The sequence below is a fragment of the uncultured Fibrobacter sp. genome (genome assembly GCF_947305105.1).
GTDB lineage: Bacteria > Fibrobacterota > Fibrobacteria > Fibrobacterales > Fibrobacteraceae > Fibrobacter.
Genome location: NZ_CAMZCS010000005.1, coordinates 131,440 through 147,674 on the forward strand (window position 1 = coordinate 131,440; position 16,235 = coordinate 147,674).

Sequence of the window (16,235 nt, forward strand, 5' to 3'; positions counted from 1 at the left end):
CTAAAATTTCAACTGAGCTAAAAAAGGTTGGACACTTCGGAGTCCGACTGGCACGCGAGCGCATTTTCCTTCCATTCCTTGTCAAGAATGAGGCGAGCCATCTCCGCAATGGCCTGGGTATGCACGGTCGCCGACTCGGCCGGAGAAAGCAGCAGGCACATGAACCTGGCCGTTTCCCTGCCGGGGATGGTCACTCCCGAAAAACCTTCCGGAGCAACGACAAAAGCCATCAGAGGAGCGGGCAAACCCGGGATGCGCGTATGCGGCAAAAGCAAGCCGTCCCCCATGTAGACCCCTTGCGACACGCGTTCCGAAAGCTTGGTCCACGCGGCAATGGAATCGAATTCATGGGGCGAATTGACAAGGGATTCGTAGGCAAGGCCCAAAGCCCGCCCAAAATCCACGGTTTCTTTATAGAATTTGCAAGATATCGGTTTCATGTGGCCTACGAAAGGGCTTCTTCCATGAACGGGAAGAGCTCCTTGTCAGTCGCATTGGCAATGAGCTTGAATTCCGAGAACAACGCCAAGAGTTGCTTCTTGCCCGGCTCAATGTACTGTTCGAACTTTTGAATTTTCTTTTGTCTAGAAAGGAAGCAATACGCTCCCAAAGCCTGCATCACGCGCTGGAGGCTAGCATGGATGAAGCACATCCAGGCATCTTCCTTGGAATAAATGCGGGCGCCAGCATAGTAGGTGTGCCAGTATTCAAAGAAATCCTTGATCATGTCGAGAGGGAGGCAAACGTAAGGGTCCCAAAGCAGCGAAGCAATGTCGTAGAACATGGAACCACGGCGAGCCCCCTGGAAATCGACGAATGCGATTTCGGAATTAGGACGCACCATAATGTTTTGCGACTGGAAATCGCGATGCATGAGCACCTTGGTTTGCGCCTCGACAGAAACAGCGAGGAGCGAATAGAAGTTCGTGACGGCAACCGGAATTTCCTTGATGCCCTTGTAGTCCATCAGGAAGTTCTGGGTAAAGTAATCCGTCTCCCACTTGAGGGCGGCAAAATCGAACCGGTACAGCCAGATGTTGGTGTGGTTGCTGAACAGGGACTGGGATGCGTTCTGCCAGCGGATGAGCGCTTCGATCACTTCGGGGTAAAGGATGCGGACGCTTCCGGACTGGGCACTGGGATTGACGTAATCGTAAAGGCTGCGCTTGCCCAGGTCTTCTTGGAGAATTTGGCAAGCCGAAGCATCGACACAATAGACACGGGGAACAGGCAGCTTGTAATCCAGGAACATCTTGGAATACTCGACAAAGCGGTTGAAATCGTCGTTCACCTCGGGAGAAACCTGCACCACGCAAGACCGTTCGGAATTCTTGATACGGTAATAACGGCGGCCAGAACCGGCACCGGCAATGGGTTCAACCTCAAAGCCGTCGGAATAGCCATGAGCAAAAAGGTATTCGTTTATTTTGGGAGATAAAACAAGTTCTTCTTTATTCATACGTTCAATATATGTTTTCGAGAGCGCCTAAAACAGTTTTTTTCAGAAAAAAGCACAAAAAAAGGCACTTCTTGTGATTTCCCACAAGACTTGGCGGCTAAAGTTTCCAGCAAAAGCCCCTGCCGCGGATTTCGCGGACCACACTTTCGCCCGGTTGCACGGTCGCCCCCTCGTAAAGGATGGAGTCCGTAAAGGAGGCATCGGCAGGAATATCAGCAACACACTTCACCACCGAACGGACAAAACGCGAGTCAGCAGAAGGTGCGTTGCCCACCCAGCTGTCAATGCCTAGTTCCTCGCGGCGGGCGTCGCAGGCGCGCTTGAGGCCTTCAGGCGAACCCATGTCTATCCAGAGAGCATCCTTCTGGCTCATGTCCACGAAGGGAGGCCTTCCGGCGTCCACTTCGGACTTCCAGAAATTGACGATATTGAACTCGGCAGCATCCATCCTCGAAAGGGCCGCGTCGCTATACCACGACACGCCCGAGAACGTAACCGCCTCGCCCTCGCTCTCGCCAAAATTCTTGAGGACCCCGGAAAGCCTCCCCCGCGAATCCACACGGAGCGTGTTCACCTTCGGGAAATCCACGCCGAGCAGTGCAAAGTCGGCCCCAGCCGAGACCGCCGCCTCGACAAACCGAGCCAAATCAAACTGACAATAAGCGTCGCCGTTCATCACCAAGAGCCCGCCGCGATACCCGGCGCGGTAAATGCGGCTGAGAGGCCCCGCCGTTCCCAGAATCTCGGGTTCGAGCCAGACCTTTTCGAAACCGAGACGTGCGGCCTCGGCTTCCACCTGATCGGCGAGGTAATGGGCGTTCACGTGCAGAACAACCTCCCCCAGCTGCCGGGCTTTTTGCGCCTGCAGTTCGAGCACCGAGGCATCCACCACGGGCACAAGCGGTTTCGGCATATCGAGAGTCAGGGGGCGCAGGCGCGTCCCCAGCCCCGCAGCTAGGATAAGGACATTCATCATACTAGACCATGGCCGCGCTGAAGCTCGCCTTGCTCATGAGCGTATCGCCCTGGTAGATTTCGCCATTGTACTTGTAGATACCGCGGCGCGCAAAGGTAAGCGTCGCCTTCAAGACAAGGTCAGCCTTCGGGATGACGGGGGCGCGGAAACGGCATTCCTCGACGCCCATGAATGCGGGGCGCTTGCCGGCCACATCGGCTTCTTTGACAATCATCGTGAGGATGGTAGCCGCCTGGGCCATCGCCTCGATCTGGATGACACCGGGCATCACCGGGTTACCAGGGAAATGGCCCTTCAAAAAGCCTTCGTCACCAGTGAGGTGGAACGTGGCAACAATGGAGGGGTTCACGGCTTCCACACCTTCGGCGGCTTCCTTACCGACTTCGAGCGAAATGACCTCGTCGACAAAGGCGAAGGGGAACTTCTGCGGCAAAATTTCATGGACGACATCGGCGTCGTACAGGATTCCCGGCTTATCTGACTTGCGAAGGGATTCTAAGAGAGACATAAGGTAACAACCTCCTTACTATTTGGTGATGGGACACATGGCCCCCGTTTAAAATTTCAATGCGTACTTTCGGTAACGACGGGCAAACGAACGCAAGGTCGCCCAACAAATCGAGCACCTTGTGCCTTGCGGGTTCCTCGTCTACGCGGTACAAATTCTTATTTGCGGAGCCATCCGGCAGCAAAAGGCCACAGGATTCATCGACACCGGCCAGGAGCCCCGCTTCGCGGGCCTCCCTGTAATCTTTTTCCGTGATGAACGTCCGCGCCATGAACACGGAGAACAAATCCTCGGCCGAATAAATCGAGACAGACGCAGACGAGCCGACAGAATCCAGAACGTATTCCACCTCGAACGCCTCCGAAGGCGTAATACGCACGCACCCGGTCGGGGCTTCGCCCGGACGGCGGCACAAATCCCACTCGGCACGCAAAGGCACATCGTAAAAAGAAAGTTCGTGTGGAACGCCCGCCTCACGGCGCAAGCGACTGAAGAACGGCAAAGCACTGCCGTCCATCATCGGCACTTCCGGTTCATCCGCCGATACGAGATTCACGTCGAAAATGCGATCCGGCCACATCAAAAATACAGGGGCAAGATGCTCTGGAGAACAAAGGCGAAGCTTACCGGCACTGCCTAGGCCATCGTCGAGTTCATAAATCGTTGTCCGGCTCACGGAATGGAGCAAATCGCCATAAAGCTTATGCGCAGATGTGCTGTAAAATGGATGCCCGCCCACAGACCAGTTCACGCTCGGTGCGCTTGTCACGCTCGCGTCGCGGAGTTTCACCTCCACCGAGGTGGACTTGTAGCTGAGCGAGGGCGAAGTAAATAGAACCTCGCGAGTATTGTTGCCTGCACGTCCCTTGCCCATCACTTCTTCCCCATCTGTCGCAAGCGGACCACGGAACGCCTCCACACGGCGATATCTTCGGCAGGGAAACCGGCGTACACAGCATTTTCGGGAATGTTCTTGGTGATACCCGCTTTTGCGGCCACCTTCGCCCCGCTGCCAATAGTCAGATGCCCGGCAGACTGCGCACCGCCTGCGAGTTCAACATTGTCCCCGACAGTGACCGAACCTGCGAGGCCCGACTGCGAAGCCATCATGATGTTGTCGCCCAAGCAGCAGTTGTGGGCAATCTGGACAAACGAATCGAAGTGGCAATGGTTCCCGATTTTTGTCGGCGAAATGAACCCGGCTGCCACAACGCTGTTGGCACCAAAACTACATCCGTCGCCGATGACAACTCCAGCAAGGTGAGGCACCATCCGGCGTTCGCCACCATACATGTAAAAACCGTAACCACGGCTCCCCACGACAGAACCCGCCTGGAAAACGCATTCCCGGCCTACCTTGACATTCGAATAAATCGTGACGTTCGCCTCGAGCACGCTACCGTCTCCAATCTCGGAGTCGGCCATCACGACGCAACCGGGCCCAATAACGACATTCTCGCCTAGGCAACCTTCGACAACGGCACTCGGATGAACCTTGGCCGAAGCCGGAATATGGGGCTTGCTCTGGGAAACAGTAGTGGCAAAATGTTCCAAGAACTGGACCATCGCATGGTAGGGATTTTCCACCCCACAGACAAACTTCACATTCGGGAAAGCCTTTGTGGCGCCGCCTTCTACCGAGGCGGCAAACGCCTTGGGCACAAAGAGGAGCCCGGCACGGACCGATTCGAACATCGCAGCCGTAACGCCACCGGCATTCCCGAAAAGCCCCGTCTCCACCGAAGAATCGCCCGTCCAGAACGACACGTCGTACTCTCCGGCCGAGGCAATCGGGGCAAAGCCGGTCAATGTAAAATCAAGCGATTGGGCCGATGCAACTTGAGCATAGCCCGAACCTTCAAGACTGTCAATAAAGGAAAGTACTTCTGCAAGCGTAACCGGGCGCATCATGCCCCCAACGAAAGCATTTGCACTTGGCTTGCGAACTTGATGACGACTTGGTCACCGAGTTTCCCGCTCACGTCTTCCCCATCGAGTTGCAAAAATTCTTGAGGATCGAGTTCAATCTGTACAGACTGCACCTTGATTGATTTCTGCACAAATTTCTTGAAGAGGTAACCAATCACAGGGACAGAGCCAAAAGCAATAGAAGAAAGGAAATTAAACATATTGGGCACAATAACAAGGTCTAGCAGTCCATCGGCCATATCGGAATCGAAAAACGGATTGCTGCCGCTCGCGTAACTCGGGATGTTACCGATGATGACTGTACGGTTCCCGGAAATATCCACTGTCTTGGCCTCGCCAGTCTCGTCTACGTAGCGCACCTTAGTCGCCTTGAGATGGTACGAGCGGTCGGCAAAGAAGCGGCGCACATAATGCAGTTTGTTAAAAAAAACGGAATTCGAGGCGATAACCCCCGTCGCGCGGTCCTGGTTGAAATCATGCGCAATACGGGCATCGATGCCGCCAGAAAAATAATTCGCCATGGCGAGTTTCCCGTTTACCTGCCACAGGTCGAACGGGCGCGGGCGCGCAAGAAGGAGCCTGCGGACCAGGAACAACAGCCCGCGGTCGACAAAGGGTTTGTACAAGTGCAACACACGGGCAAGATCGTTGCCTGTCCCGAGCGGGATAAGGCCGATTTTCACCTTGTTCGCATAACCACTCAAAAGCATCGTGGAAAGGACTGCCGACACGGTTCCGTCACCGCCGACAGCAATCAGGGTTTCTGTGTTGGACAGAGCCTCTCGGGTCTGTTCTTCCATCCTATCCTTGTCGGTGAATTCGGCCTTCCATTCAGAGTCCGCGTGATTCATGGACTCCATGATTTCAGGGAGGAACTTATAGATGACCTTGCCCTGGCCGCCACCGCTTATCGGATTGATGAGAAAAAAGAACTTGTACACAATCTACCTTTTCTACCCAAAAGATATAAAAATCATTCCCCTTTCAACAATTCGTCCTTGATTTGGAGGTAATGCTGGGCGTTTTCCTGTGCCTTGCGGATTTCGTCTTCGGTAAGGCTCCGCACGACATGCGCCGGAGTGCCCACGATAAGCGAACCTTCCGGGAATTCCCTATCTTGCGTAACGAGCGCCCCTGCCCCGACAATGCAGTTGGACTTGATGTGCGCCCCGTCCATCACAATGGCCCCCATGCCAATAAGCACGCGGTTTTCGATGGTGCAGGCATGCAGCACGGCGTTATGCCCGACAATCACGTCGTCGCCGATATGGACACCGACTCCCGTGGAGAGATGGACCGTCACATTGTCCTGGATGTTGGACCTCTGCCCGACGCGGATTTCGGCAAGGTCGGCCCTGAGAACCGCATTATAGAACACGGAAGAATCGTCGCCGATTTCCACATGACCGATAAGGCGTGCGCCCTCGGCAATAAACACACGTTCACCAATCTTGGGAGTCTTTCCCTTGTATTCGATTAAAGAAGCCATACATCTAATGTACATAAAAAAAAAGCATACGATAAGCTACTTCCCCCCAAAAACAGGCCGTAACAATTAAATAAGCATCTCGGAACACAGAGAAAAGCCGAAATAATTCTAGTTTAGTTATTACTCCACCCTCCTCTCTCTCAACAACCATGCAGTTCATCGATTCAAGACAAATTAATCGTATCTTTGAAGACCAGGGACGAAAACGCTGGTCTGTCGCTGCGACTACGGCACCGGAACGCATTGCCAAACTCAAGAAGCTCCGCAAAGCCCTCGTAAAACGCAAAAATGAATTTTTTGACGCCGTCTGGAAAGACTTCCGCAAGAGCCGTTTCGAAGCCTGGACAACAGAATTCCTCCCCGCTATAGAAGAAATTGACTACGCGATTGGCCACCTCAAAAAATGGATGAAGGACCGGCCCGCCAAACGAACACTCATTTTACCGACAACCCACAGCTATTCAAGATTCGAGCCCAAGGGCCGTGTACTCATCATGTCGCCGTGGAACTATCCGTTGCTCCTTTTGGTATCCCCCATAGCATCGGCAATTGCCGCAGGCAACGTGATTATCGCAAAACCGAGCAACAAGACGCCATGCGTCAGCGCCTTCCTCGCATCGCTTTTTGAATCCCTGTTCGAAAAAGACGAAATCGCCGTCATCGAAGCGTCCGGCTCAGCAATCGGCGATACATTACTGCAACTTCCCTTCGACCACATGTTCTTTACCGGCAGTTCCAAAATCGGAGCCCATGTCGGCGAAATGAGCCAGAAGGTCCATGCCGGTCTCACGCTGGAACTGGGCGGGAAATCCCCAGTCATCGTCCTCGACGATGCCGATGTGAAAGATGCCGCAAAAAAAATCGCATGGGGCAAGTTCATCAACGCCGGGCAGACCTGCATCGCGCCGGACTATGTCCTTTGCGCCCGCAGCAAGGTTGAATCCTTGGCAAGCGAAATCGCCCAAAGCATCAAGGCCATGTACGGCGAGACCGAAGAAGACCGCAAGAACAGCGTTGACTTCGCAAGAATCATCGACAAGGCCACAACAGAAAAACTCCAAGGGCTCATCTACGACGCTGTCGAGAAAGGGGCTGCAATATCCATCGGTGGCAAGTGCGTCATCGGAGAACGCTACGTGGCCCCCACCGTACTCAAAGACGTAACGCTCCAAATGAAGGTGATGTCTGGCGAGATATTCGGCCCGGTTCTGCCCATCCTCGCCTACGATTCCCTGGAAAATGCCCTACACTACGTCCAAGACAACCCCAAACCGCTTGCCCTGTACGTTTTCGGAAAATCCCCGAAGGCAATCCGTTCCGTCATCGCGCAAACGACATCCGGTTCCACATGCGTCAACAACTGCATCATCCAAATAGAGAACCTTTCTGTTCCCTTTGGAGGGGTTGGCAACAGCGGAATCGGGAACTATCACGGATTTTACGGATTCAAGACATTTAGCCATGAAAGGAACGTCATGAAACAGTGCCCCGTCGACGTGGTCAAGTTTTTCCATGCGCCTTACGGCAAGTCGAAAGCCCAGGCAACCGTTCAGAAAGTCCTCAGTATTTTCAAAAAAATGTAACCAAAGCCCCCATTCCGCCCAAAAACCAATCAAAAACCCGTGAAATCATTCACATCGGGTGTAAAAAATTTTTTTCGCCCATATGGCTGTTATAGGGAAAAACTTATTTTCTGAAGAAACAAGCGCACTTATTGGTTGGTTAAAACATGAGTATTCTCAAGACTATCCCGTTCGGTATCGCATCCGTATTCATCATTGCCTGTAGTGACAGTTCCTCCAGCGTGTCTCCGCAGGAATCCGCGCTCCAGGGCGACGGAAACCTCACAGAAATTTCTAGCGGAGCGACAACGGACACCCCCGACGTGCAGCAGACCGGCGAAAAGACTCCCGCCACGAACCCGAACAGTTCGGGCTCGCAGGCCAGCGATCCCGCGCAAAAGCCCGGCTCCGCAGCGACGGCGACAAGTGCCGGCACCTCCCCCGCAAGTTCTGCATCTCAGACCATTCCGACAGTAAAGCCCGGCGAAGGTTCCGACGACAACGAGGAAGACGACAACGTGAACCTCGACGGTTCCGAGACGACTCTCACGTTCAGCGGTACCGATGTCACCATCGCCAACGACAACGGATGCCTCGAGAAGGCGGCCGGAGTCGTCACCGTCAAGTGCTCCGGCAACTACTACCTCACGGGCACAGCCAGCGACTACCAAGTCATCGTGAACACCGCGGCGACCGACACCGGCAAGGTGGACCTCTTCTTGAACGGGGTATCGCTCAAGAGCAGCGACGCGCCCATCTACGTGCAGAACGCCGAAAAAGCGGAGCTCCACCTAGTCAAGGGCACCACGAACTCCGTCGAAGACGGCGCGACGCGCTCCAAAACATACACGGTCAACAGCGGAACGGACACGACGAAGGCCGCCATCTATGCAAAAGACGACTTGAGCATCAAGGGCAGCGGAAGCCTCACCGTCAAGGCGAACTACAACAACGGCATCCACACGAGCAACGACCTCAAAATCAAAAAGAGCACCGGTACCCTGAACGTCACCGCCGCAAACTGCGGCCTCAAGGGCAAGGCATCGCTCACCATCAACGGCGGAACTATCACCGTGAACGCAGCCATGGGCGATGGCATCAAGAGCGACGAAGATGACGCCGCAGCGCTCGCACAGGGCAAGGGCAACGTCAAGATTGCCGGCGGTACCATCACCATCACGGCGGGCTACGACGGCATCAGCGCGAACAACACCGTGCTTATCACCAAGGGCGAGACCACCGAAGAACCAACCATCAAGATTACGGCAGGCGGCGGCCAGACATGCCTCGGCAACAGCACCGGAGGCGGCCAAGGCGGGCGTCCGGGCGGCGGCTTCGGTTTCGGCATGGAAGGCAACTCCTGCGCCCCCGACTCAAGCATGAAGGGATTCAAGGCCGACTCGAACATCGTCATAGAGGCGGGCAAAATCGAAATCAACAGCCGTGACGACGGCATCCACAGCGACGGCGACCTCACCATCACCGGCGGATTCGCGACAGTCAAGACAGACGACGACGGCATCCACGCCGAAAAAACATTGACCATCAAGGGCGGCACCGTGGAAGTCACCATGGCCTACGAGGGCATGGAAGCGGCCTACATGAACTTCGAGGGTGGCGTCACGAGCGTGATCACCACGGACGACGCCTGGAACGCGGCCGGAGCAAACGCATCGAGCAGCACCGGCGGGAACAACGGCGGACGCGGAGGCCCGGGTGGCGGTGGCGGCTTCGGTTTCGGCAGCGACGGTAGCAAGATCAAAGTTACCGGTGGTTTCCACTACCTCTATGTGGGCACGGGCGACACCGACGGCATGGACAGCAACGGCGATATTGACATGACCGGCGGAGTCGTCATCATCGAATGCCGCATGAACGGCGGCATGGGCGGCATGGTCGATTCCAACGGCGAAACAAATATCAAGGGCGGCAAGATGCTCGGCTTCGGCACAAACAACTCCGAAGAAGGCACGCAGTACAGCGTGACCTTCACTGCCGGCAACTACTACGGCACTTCCGAAATCGCCTTCAAGCCGACATTCAACGGCAGCAAGATGGTCTCGAACGTGGGCCAGCCCGCCGCCGTGAGCAGCGTCGATGGCATGCAGAAGCAATGCTTCGGCTCGAGCACCACGAATTGCGTGTACTACAAGTAATCCGAAAGTCCCAAATCCACCGAATTACACAGAAATAGCCGCGATTTCTCGCGGCTATTATGCTCTAGATAACCCTCAGATTAGTTTACTTACCACACTGGTCATAGGAGCCAAACTTGTCAACGACAAATTCGCCATCGTGGGGGAATCGGATTTGGACTTGGGAGATTTTACCTATAACATCTTCGATTTTTTCATTGGACTCTTCGTCAATATTCTTGAAGGCATCCCAAGACACCTTACCCCATACCATATCATCGGAATAATCAACTTCTGCATACCAGTATTTATTTGCCGCAGCATCCGTGACGAGCGCTATTCTGATTTCGCTATCAACCATGTAATGGATGCAGAAGCCATTCCAAGCGCTAATATCGGCTTGTTCCAAGTTCGGGCCAACGGTGTTGAAGCCAATCGTTGCAATATCGTCGTTATCTTCATCAGATTTTACATAGCCCTGGAAACCATGATACTTACTCACCAAAGAAGCAATGACATATCCATTTTCATCGGCCACGACATCTTCGGGGAACCCGAATTTATACTTTTCCGATTCTTCGGGAGAATTTGTCCAAACTCCGCCAGCCTTTGTCCCGAAAATGCCGAGATTTACGTGGTCACCGTCAGTAGAACCGTCCCACAAGAAACTCTTTCCCGACTTGTAATTAGAAGATTCCGTCGGCGTTATTTCTTTGGGTTCGCCAGTTTCCCTGATAGAAAGATTCTCCGGCACCAGGGCGCTAATTCGTCTGATTGCAACATCCGTTCCGGCATTATTTTCCTTTGCGAATTTCACACGAATCTTTGCCAGATGTTTCAGGATATTGCTATCGGAACCAACTAGGACATCCGCAAATTGAATGCATGTCTTTTCCAAATCATCATTTTTCGCAAAAGTCATTGTCTTGACATTATTTTCAAGGGTTCCTGCCGAAGAATCCCCAGGAATAAGTTCCATTACAATATCCATTTGCGATTCATATTCCAGGCACAAACCTTTCCACAAACCAGACACGTCCGCCGTGTATATAAAGTCCTGATCGTTTATAGTAGTTTTACCCGCAACAAGGAATTCAAAACCGACATCCGGATTGGAGTTAACATCATTAAAGATAACATGTCCATGATAACCTTCATGATGTTCAATTCTTTTGTCCAGCTCCGTATAATCTTCGGGAAAGAAGTCGAATTCGGGGAGATCATACATCCATTCATAATAGGCATGGGAAGAATCTTCAAAGAAAGTCATCGTACCAGAAGTTCCTTCATCGCCTTTAGCATAACCTGTCTTTACGCGAGCGCCGTCTGATTTGCCAAACCACAAATCCGAGCGAACATAAGGAGACAGACGTTTAATGCTAAATTCACCCATTGAACCCGACTCGCCCACAAAAACGATTTGCACAGAACGCACCTTCTTGACATACTTGGAACCCTCTACGTCATCCGAGTATTTCATCATGAAATCATCCCAAGATGCGCAATGACTTCCGGCTACCGTATCCTTCATGCTCAAGCTTACAGAAGGCAAATCCTTGTTCACAGAGGAACTGGCATAGTCGTCCACATCAAGACGGACTTCTACGACAAAATCGGACTGGTACGCAATGCACAAACCGTCATTGCCCTTAGAAAGGTCAGTAGGAGAACCATCGGAGTTGGAAACATCATAGGCGATACCGGCACGTGCAGAATTATCGTCAATCGATTTATCAAGAGTAACTCGCCCCGCCAAAGCCTTCTTGCTCGCATTCAGCTTAATTTCGGAGCCTTTCATGACGTTCCATGCCTTAAGGTTGGACGATTCGTCCCAGAATGCGTTCTTTTCTTCGGTAGTACCGAAATTTTGAGACATCCCGGCGTCATGCGAACACGCAGTCAATGCTAGGGCACCCAACAACCCCCAACATAAAACGTTTGTTGTCATGTATTTATTCATATTAACCCTCATTTTTTTTATGTGTAATTTTCGACAAAGGAAACATCTGCAAGTTCAAGCGATAAACTTGACATGGGTCCTTACTCATGTTGGCAATAGCCACAATTTTTCTGCGGCAGGAGTCCAATTCCCGCACAATCTGTTCATAGGCTTCGCGGTCAATCCCCATCGTCACACCGGAAACATCACGTTCCTGGATGCCAAATGCATCAATGGCCTTCTGAGCAAAGCCCGCCATTTCGCGGTGCATGGAGCGCACCACCAAAGGCATCACTTCGGAATTTCCGACCAAGCCCTTATCCGTCTGCACATAGACATTCTTGGATTTACGTTTCAAGATTCCAACGCTCACCATAAAGTCCAAGGATTTACGAACCTCATCAGCAGTAATTGGCTGCCAGCACATTTCGGCAACAGCCTCGGGAGTAGCCCCCGGCATCATCGCCACGAGTTCGCGCAGGACCGGATTTTTCCATGATTCAAAATAAGTGAAGGCATCGCTGTCCACCACACGAATCTTGTTGGCTTTCGCGATATCCTTCATGCTGGCGAAGGCGTTCTTTTTAGTTTCGTCATCCTTCGCCTGGTTATACCGCACCAAATAGCGGAAATAAGCACATTCAAAACCTCCCAAATTCATGGCCGAAGCCACTCTTTCAATTCCTAGTTCACTAAGACTACTTTTCCCTTCGCAGACCAGCTTTAAATACGTTGGCGAAGTGAAGCCCGCCAAACGGGCAAATTCTCGCCAAGTAAACGAACTCGTCCGTTTACGTTCATCGTAAAAATCTTGCATGCAGCAGCGATAATCGTTATATTCCGTTATCGGTTTCATAAAGACTCCTAACATGAATCATTAACCTTGTACTCTTAATATAAACTATTTTGTATCATCAGTCAAGTTTTTTATGATACAAAATTAAAAAAAACACAAATTCATGACACTTGCATCACAGAATTGAGTTTTTTTTGAATTTTCAAATAAGCCGCTTAGACTTTTAAAGTTATTTTTGACAGGAGGATGCTATGAATATTAGGTTATTATACACTACCATTGCTGCACTGTCCATTGCAGCAATGGCTTTTTATCAATGGGATGGCGAAACAGAGAAGGTCAATACAGAACTTGATAACGCAACCGCAACGGCTGGTTACTGGTTCGAGTTCAACGATTCCATTGATAGCGGCCTTTCCAAAATCATATGGCCGGTCGAAAAGGGTTCTGAATGGGATGAAAACTCCTATCAACCCATAGTTGACTTCTGCCACGGCATTTGCGGCCATGTCGTGCTTTCCGGTGCAGCCTTGGACTTCGACCCGTACGTCGGAGTCGGTTTCAACGTCGTCGGTTACGCAAGTCTAACGGACAGCACCCCAGTACCAGGTGACGCAAGCGCTTGGGGCGGCATAAAGATCAGTTATACATGCACCTTCGCTCCCGTACTTGAATTGGATCTCGGAGAGGATGTCAACAAGGCACTAGGAAACGACAAACCGGTTTACAAACTCCCCAAGAGTACCGGTGGCACCACAAAGGAAATTCCCTGGGAAGAATTCGCACAGGGCGGTTGGGGCAAGGGAGAGAAGATTACCGGCCCGGAGGCCGCCACCAAGCTTGTCGCAATCAGATTCAAGATCCAGTCCAGGGACAGTACGGAAGGAAGTTTCCACATATACCAAATCGGACCATTACCTAATAAGCCGCTTATAAGCGATGCACCCAGGGCTCTCCGTTCCGCTCCGGGCGTAAACACCATCGTTGCCGGCCGCAGGGTTTCCTTCACCGGGATTACGTCCAGCGCCTCCGTCGAGATTATCAATCTCCGGGGACAGATAGTCAAGAAGGGCTCCGTGCAGGGGACTTCCGCTCTTGACCTTTCCGCCCTTGATGCAGGCGTCTACGTAGTCCGCGCTTCCGGTAATTCAGTCGATTTCAGCGGCAAGATTGTCCTGAAGTAGCAATGAAAATCTTTTACCACCTTCCCGGACTGTTCGAATTCTACGACCTGTACAAGGCCTTCTTGCCGCTTTGGCGCGAGCACCGGGAATACTTCTACGACTGGTGCGATATCGGCTCCATCTATGGAGTGCCGAAGGACTGCATCTGGGGTGGCGGGCGCGTCGGTTTCGGGGATGCCGAGCCGGAAAAAGTTGCCGCACTCGTGAAAGAATACGGAATTTCGGCACGGCTTACCTTCAGCAATTCATTGATTCGCGAAGAACACCTTGACGATGCGCGATGCAATGCGTTGTGCAATATGTTCGAGAGTAGTGCAAGCGATGGCGCGGGCAAAGACCGTGCCGGCATCATCGTCCATTCAGACCTCCTGCTCGACTACATCAAGGCGAAATACCCCGGATTCTATTTCGTCTCCTCGACCACGAAAGTGCTCACGGACTTCGAACAGTTCAAGGCGGAACTGGACCGCGACGATTTCAGCTATGTAGTGCCGGACTTCCGCCTAAACAAGCAATTTAACAAGCTGAACACGCTCACGGACGCGCAAAAGCAGAAGGTCGAGTTCCTGTGCAACGAATGCTGCTGGTTCGGTTGCCACGATCGCAAGAACTGCTACGAGAACGTAAGCCGCAAAAGCCTCGGCGAAGACTGCGCAGACCATGAATGCGTCTCGCCCACCGCCCAAAGAGGCTACCGCTTTTCCGACGCCATGAAGAACCCCGGATTCATCGGGATAGACGACATCCAGAACGTGTTCGCGCCAGCTGGATTCCGCCATTTCAAAATCGAGGGTCGCAGCCTCGGCAGCGCCATCATCCTGGAATTTCTACTTTACTACATGACTAGGCCCGAGCACCAGCTCAAGGTGCGCGAAGAAATCTACCTGGACAGCTCACTGGATTTGTTCTAGATGAAGAAAAAGTTTATGATAGTCCTGATTGTTGTTGCCGCTCTCATCCTGATTCTAGCGGTGTGGTTCAATATTCCCTATTCGCCCGTCAAATCACAGTTCAAAACGGATGTCGAAGCAAGGACGCAAAAAATCGCAGCCGTCGCCAGCGATAAATATACAGCAGACGATTTCAAGGACTTGCCGCCAACAATTCAAAAGTATCTGGAATTGAACGGCTACATCGGAGCAAAGCGGCAGAACGTCTTATCGATGGAATACAGGGATGTCAATTTCGGCTTGGGCGTAAACAAGCCTCGCCTCAAGATTGATTACACGCACACAGACTTTGCCGATTCCCCAGACAGGCTTGCATTTATCGATAGCAAGATGTTCGGCATTCCCTTCCAGGGATACGATTACTACATGGATGGCAAGGGCGGCATGAAGGGCGTCCTCGTGAAACTCTTTACTCTATTCGACCAGACTGGCCCCGAAATGGACAAGGCATGTCTCATCACCTACCTTGCCGAAGCATTCTTCTTGCCGGAAGCGCTCCTGAAAGATTTCATCACGTTCAAGCAAGTTGACGAGCATACCGTAGAAGCCACCATCACGAACAAGGGCGTGAGCACATCCGGAGTTTTCCACTTCAACGATTCCTACGAGATGATCTCGTTCACGACGAATGACCGCGGGCAAATCGCCCCCGACGGGAGCATCGTATACACTCCCTGGGAAGCGCAGTGCGTAAATTACAAGGAATACTCGGATGGAATCAGGCGCCCGACCGTCTTCCGCGCCGTATGGAAGAACAAGGACGGCGATTTTATCTATTTTGATGGAAAAATAAGCCGCGTAAACGGCACTGAGGTAAAATGAAATTCCTTAGGCAAAATATTCTCTCGATGATTGCGGTCGCGGTGTTCGCGATCAGTGCCGCCATTGTCGAAGGGTCTTTTGTTTACGATTACGGGAATTCCTCCGATGCGGTCCAGGTTTCAGACGGAGCAAGTCACGATCTCCTCGCCAACGACTTTGCTGGCGAACGGTTATTCCTCTCCCGCGAGACGACATCGGAAGCCGTTTTACTCACCCGTAGGCCTGGCCAGCAGACTCTTTCGCGGACATTACGGAGCGGCAACTTCCAAGGATTCGGCGGGCGCGATTCCGGATTTTCCAGACGAGCCACGGCACCTGCGGGCATCCACAGCACACCCCGCACTAACGCACACAACGGGTTCCCTACCCCGCTCGCATACCAAGCCCCTAAAGACTATTACGTATTCACGCTACAGCGCATTCTCTGTTAACAAGATTCTTTCTCCACATTGCCATTCTGGAGACCGCCGGTCAACAGAATCAACA

16 protein-coding genes are annotated in these 16,235 nt (G+C 52.5%); 6 read left to right on the plus strand and 10 right to left on the minus strand.

From position 1 onward, the window contains the following. Positions 1-17 precede the first annotated feature (17 nt). From Q0Y46_RS04095 to Q0Y46_RS04130, 8 genes are all read right to left on the minus strand, one after another. Positions 18-440, minus strand: a complete 423-nt coding sequence (locus tag Q0Y46_RS04095; protein WP_295678179.1) for a PTS sugar transporter subunit IIA — start codon at positions 438-440, stop codon at positions 18-20. 5 nt (positions 441-445) lie between these two features. Continuing rightward, positions 446-1,459 (minus strand): phosphotransferase, encoded by a 1,014-nt coding sequence (locus Q0Y46_RS04100; protein WP_295678178.1) that lies wholly within the window; start codon positions 1,457-1,459, stop codon positions 446-448. A gap of 97 nt (positions 1,460-1,556) precedes the next feature. Beyond that, positions 1,557-2,435, minus strand: coding sequence for a sugar phosphate nucleotidyltransferase (locus Q0Y46_RS04105; protein ID WP_297945231.1), 879 nt, complete (start codon positions 2,433-2,435; stop codon positions 1,557-1,559). Between the two features lies 1 nt (position 2,436). After that, positions 2,437-2,943, minus strand: a complete 507-nt coding sequence (locus tag Q0Y46_RS04110; protein ID WP_295678174.1) for a 3-hydroxyacyl-ACP dehydratase FabZ family protein — start codon at positions 2,941-2,943, stop codon at positions 2,437-2,439. Then, positions 2,909-3,862 carry a UDP-3-O-acyl-N-acetylglucosamine deacetylase gene (locus tag Q0Y46_RS04115; RefSeq protein ID WP_297945236.1) on the minus strand — a complete coding sequence of 318 codons (954 nt, stop codon included), beginning with the start codon at positions 3,860-3,862 and terminating at the stop codon, positions 2,909-2,911. Before Q0Y46_RS04115 ends, Q0Y46_RS04110 begins: the two co-directional genes overlap by 35 nt. Then, positions 3,817-4,854 carry a UDP-3-O-(3-hydroxymyristoyl)glucosamine N-acyltransferase gene (locus Q0Y46_RS04120; protein ID WP_297945239.1) on the minus strand — a complete coding sequence of 346 codons (1,038 nt, stop codon included), beginning with the start codon at positions 4,852-4,854 and terminating at the stop codon, positions 3,817-3,819. The genes Q0Y46_RS04115 and Q0Y46_RS04120 overlap by 46 nt, the downstream gene beginning before the upstream one ends. Further along, positions 4,851-5,813: a diacylglycerol kinase family protein gene (locus Q0Y46_RS04125; RefSeq protein ID WP_297945242.1), complete on the minus strand. Its 963-nt coding sequence runs from the start codon at positions 5,811-5,813 to the stop codon at positions 4,851-4,853. The genes Q0Y46_RS04120 and Q0Y46_RS04125 overlap by 4 nt, the downstream gene beginning before the upstream one ends. Before the next feature lie 32 nt (positions 5,814-5,845). After that, positions 5,846-6,361: a gamma carbonic anhydrase family protein gene (locus tag Q0Y46_RS04130; RefSeq protein WP_297945246.1), complete on the minus strand. Its 516-nt coding sequence runs from the start codon at positions 6,359-6,361 to the stop codon at positions 5,846-5,848. Positions 6,362-6,510: 149 nt separating this feature from the next. Here Q0Y46_RS04130 and Q0Y46_RS04135 point away from each other — a divergent pair, with 149 nt between their 5' ends. Together Q0Y46_RS04135 and Q0Y46_RS04140 are read left to right on the plus strand one after the other, a co-directional pair. Then, a complete protein-coding gene (locus Q0Y46_RS04135) occupies positions 6,511-7,944 on the plus strand; it encodes an aldehyde dehydrogenase family protein (RefSeq protein WP_297945249.1) in 1,434 nt (477 codons plus the stop codon). Positions 7,945-8,090: 146 nt separating this feature from the next. Next, complete coding sequence (locus Q0Y46_RS04140) at positions 8,091-10,079, plus strand: carbohydrate-binding domain-containing protein (RefSeq protein ID WP_297945251.1); 1,989 nt, start codon at positions 8,091-8,093, stop codon at positions 10,077-10,079. Between the two features lie 85 nt (positions 10,080-10,164). Here the strand turns inward: Q0Y46_RS04140 and Q0Y46_RS04145 are convergent, their stop codons facing one another. Next, on the minus strand, positions 10,165-11,934 hold the full coding sequence (locus Q0Y46_RS04145; RefSeq protein ID WP_295678166.1) for a hypothetical protein: 1,770 nt from the start codon (positions 11,932-11,934) through the stop codon (positions 10,165-10,167). A gap of 85 nt (positions 11,935-12,019) precedes the next feature. Further along, positions 12,020-12,853 (minus strand): TIGR02147 family protein, encoded by an 834-nt coding sequence (locus tag Q0Y46_RS04150; RefSeq protein WP_295678165.1) that lies wholly within the window; start codon positions 12,851-12,853, stop codon positions 12,020-12,022. Positions 12,854-13,044: 191 nt separating this feature from the next. Between Q0Y46_RS04150 and Q0Y46_RS04155 the strand changes: the two genes are divergently transcribed. From Q0Y46_RS04155 to Q0Y46_RS04170, 4 genes are read left to right on the plus strand one after another with little or no spacing between them, the layout of a single operon-like run. Further along, positions 13,045-13,977, plus strand: a complete 933-nt coding sequence (locus Q0Y46_RS04155; RefSeq protein ID WP_295859281.1) for a T9SS type A sorting domain-containing protein — start codon at positions 13,045-13,047, stop codon at positions 13,975-13,977. Positions 13,978-13,979: 2 nt separating this feature from the next. Next, on the plus strand, positions 13,980-14,888 hold the full coding sequence (locus tag Q0Y46_RS04160) for a hypothetical protein (RefSeq protein WP_297945256.1): 909 nt from the start codon (positions 13,980-13,982) through the stop codon (positions 14,886-14,888). Then, complete coding sequence (locus tag Q0Y46_RS04165) at positions 14,889-15,749, plus strand: DUF6544 family protein (RefSeq protein WP_295859286.1); 861 nt, start codon at positions 14,889-14,891, stop codon at positions 15,747-15,749. After that, positions 15,746-16,180, plus strand: coding sequence for a hypothetical protein (locus tag Q0Y46_RS04170; protein ID WP_295678160.1), 435 nt, complete (start codon positions 15,746-15,748; stop codon positions 16,178-16,180). Before Q0Y46_RS04165 ends, Q0Y46_RS04170 begins: the two co-directional genes overlap by 4 nt. Positions 16,181-16,235 lie beyond the last annotated feature (55 nt).